This is a genomic window from Microcystis sp. M31BS1 (assembly GCF_020245285.1).
Lineage (GTDB): Bacteria > Cyanobacteriota > Cyanobacteriia > Cyanobacteriales > Microcystaceae > Microcystis > Microcystis panniformis.
This window is the reverse complement of record NZ_JADBVE010000359.1, coordinates 1-2,667: the sequence shown is the minus strand read 5'-3', so window position 1 is coordinate 2,667 and position 2,667 is coordinate 1. Positions and strand designations below refer to the sequence as shown.

Below are 2,667 nucleotides of genomic sequence, written 5' to 3'. Positions count from 1 at the left end.
ATAATACGTCTCAAAATTGTTCTAATTGTGGACAAAAAGTCCAAAAGTCGCTATCTACTCGAACCCATGTTTGTCCTCATTGTGGATATACAGATTGTCGAGATAGAAACGCCGCTTTAAACATCTTGCAAAAGGGATTAATTAGCGTGGGGCGCACGCAAACTTTAAACGCTTCGGGAGAGATTCCCTCTTGGTTGGTTGGAGAAATCCTGCTTGCTAACGGAGACTCAATGAACGAAGAATCCCCGTCTCTTTAGAGCGGGGAGCGTCAATAATTATTCCTTCTTTCCCCCAACAAATCCCGATTAGTCTCTAATTTGAGTGAAAGCGCGTGAGTACAATTCCCCCCGTCGATTTATCCCGTCAATACCAAGTCATCAGCGAAGAAGCTAACCATGCCGTTTTAGAAATCCTCCGTTCTGGGCGCTATATTGGCGGTGAAGCTGTGAGCGAATTAGAACGACAATTTGCCCTCTATCATGGTGTTAGCGATTGTGTTGCCTGTAATTCGGGAACCGATGCCCTTTATCTGGCACTGCGCTCCCTCGGTATTCAAGCGGGGGATGAAGTAATTACTTCCACTTTTTCGTTTATTGCCACCGCCGAAGCGATTAATTTAGTCGGGGCAGTGCCTGTTTTTGTCGATATCGATATTAATACTTTTAACCTCGATGTGGCACTGTTGGAAAAAGCGCTTACTCCCCAAACTAAAGCGATTATCCCAGTACACCTTTTTGGGCAATCTGTCAATATGTCTGAGGTAGTAAATTTTGCTCGTTCCCATAATTTATTTGTAATCGAGGATTGCGCTCAGGCAACGGGAGCAGAATGGCATGGGCAGAAAGTGGGGAGTATCGGCGATATTGGCTGTTTTAGCTTCTTTCCGACCAAAAATTTAGGCGGTTGTGGCGATGGTGGCGCAATTACCACCAATAAACCCGAGTTAGCGGCACAAATTCGCATGATTAAAGAACACGGCAGCAAGGTGCGTTATCTCCACGAGGTAATCGGGGTAAATAGCCGCTTAGATGCCATTCAAGCGGTTATTTTGCAAATTAAGCTAAAATATCTCGATTTTTGGAATAATCAACGGATCGAGATTGCCCAACGTTATCGAGAATTACTGCAACCTTTGCCTAATATCACTTTACCTACCGCTTTAGCCGGAGGTAAGCACGTTTGGAATCAGTACACAATCCTAACGGAAAATCGTGACCAAATTCGGGCAGCTTTGCAGGAAAAAGATGTCCTATCCATGGTTTATTATCCGATTCCCCTGCATTTACAGCCGGTTTATCAGTATTTAGGCTATAAAAAAGGTGATTTACCCATGGCTGAATTGGCCAGTGAAAAAGTGTTATCTTTGCCTATGTTCCCCGATTTAAGCTGCGAGGAACAACAACAGGTAGCCTATGCGCTGAAAGATTGTTTGCATAGTTTTTCAATTTATGATTTAGCCGAGGATTGAACTAATGAGTCAGATAAATGAGCGTTCAAAACCAGCCAAGTATTCACTATATAACTTAAGAAAAGTCAAGCGTGATTTAGTCTATGATGCCTGGGATTTCTGGCGTACTCTAACTCAAAAAGATCAACTAGAAAAAGTCATCAATCAAAGAGAAATTCGTTTTATCGGTTTGAAACGTAGTGGTAATCATGCGGTGTTAAATTGGATTAGAGCGCAAGAACAAGATTCTTATTTTCTGAATAATGTTAATGTTAGTAAGTACCTAGGCAAAATTATTTACACATGACGATCATTGCCCCGTAAGGGTTTTAGCTCGATCGGGCAGGTAATTAATTTTGCATGACTACTTATCAGTCCTTTTAGGCATTTTCATCTACACTTCCCCCACAAAGGTTTTCGAGAGGAAGCTTGGGGTAATTTCAAAACTAAGAACTGTTTTTTGTATAGCTATGAAGATCATAGTATTGCCAAAATAACTGAGCCAAAATATGAAAAAAAACATGATCTTTATGTAGGGAAAACCAGTCATAGGTATGATGTACTTTTACTCAGAGATCCGTTTAATCTGATTGCCAGTCGTTTGAAAAAGGGATTTTTATCTGTCAAGACAAAAGGAATGTCTCTGACTGATATGTGGATTGAATACGCCAAAGAATTCCTTGAAGAAACTAGCTATCTAAGTAATAACAAGGTTATTATTAATTACAATCTATGGTTTTCTGATATTAGTTATCGTCGAGAAATTTCCGCCGCTCTTAATCTAGAGTTTTCTGATGCTGGCTTAAATTATGTTAGTAGTTATGGTGGTGGCAGTTCCTTTGAAAAGCAGAACTTTACTGGCAATGCTCAACAGATGGATGTGACTAATCGCTGGAAACTATTTCTTGACAATGACGAGTTTTTGAAGTTAATCAAAAATGATGAGCTTTTACACTATTCCGAAAAAATCTTTGGTAAGCGTCCCGATACCGAGTTAATTTATCTTGGGGCTAATAGATGATAGTTATAATGGCTCTTCGGTTTGTGTTATGCAATGGATGGGGGTTATAAGGGATGGAACCGGGAGCATCTCACCTTTGCAATAAGCATAAATACTTAGTAGAAAAATAGGCTTTTCGAGGGTAATTCTTGTTTTAATTCTCCATGTACGCGGTCTTTAAAAGCCTCTATTTCGTTCCAAGACACGATTAAGAGTGGCT

General features: G+C 40.4%; 4 protein-coding genes. All 4 read left to right on the top strand.

Annotation, left to right across the window (positions count from 1 at the left end):
- On the top strand, positions 1 to 257 hold a 257-nt coding region (locus IM509_RS20250; RefSeq protein WP_287717334.1), incomplete at its 5' end, for a zinc ribbon domain-containing protein.
- A gap of 74 nt (positions 258 to 331) precedes the next feature.
- Positions 332 to 1,468 carry a DegT/DnrJ/EryC1/StrS family aminotransferase gene (locus tag IM509_RS20245; protein WP_052277355.1) on the top strand — a complete coding sequence of 379 codons (1,137 nt, stop codon included), beginning with the start codon at positions 332 to 334 and terminating at the stop codon, positions 1,466 to 1,468.
- A gap of 4 nt (positions 1,469 to 1,472) precedes the next feature.
- Positions 1,473 to 1,754, top strand: a complete 282-nt coding sequence (locus tag IM509_RS20240; protein WP_052277356.1) for a hypothetical protein — start codon at positions 1,473 to 1,475, stop codon at positions 1,752 to 1,754.
- Positions 1,755 to 1,907: 153 nt separating this feature from the next.
- The gene (locus IM509_RS20235; protein WP_052277357.1) at positions 1,908 to 2,468 is read left to right on the top strand and encodes a hypothetical protein; all 561 of its coding nucleotides are present in this window, start codon (positions 1,908 to 1,910) and stop codon (positions 2,466 to 2,468) included.
- Positions 2,469 to 2,667: the final 199 nt, after the last annotated feature.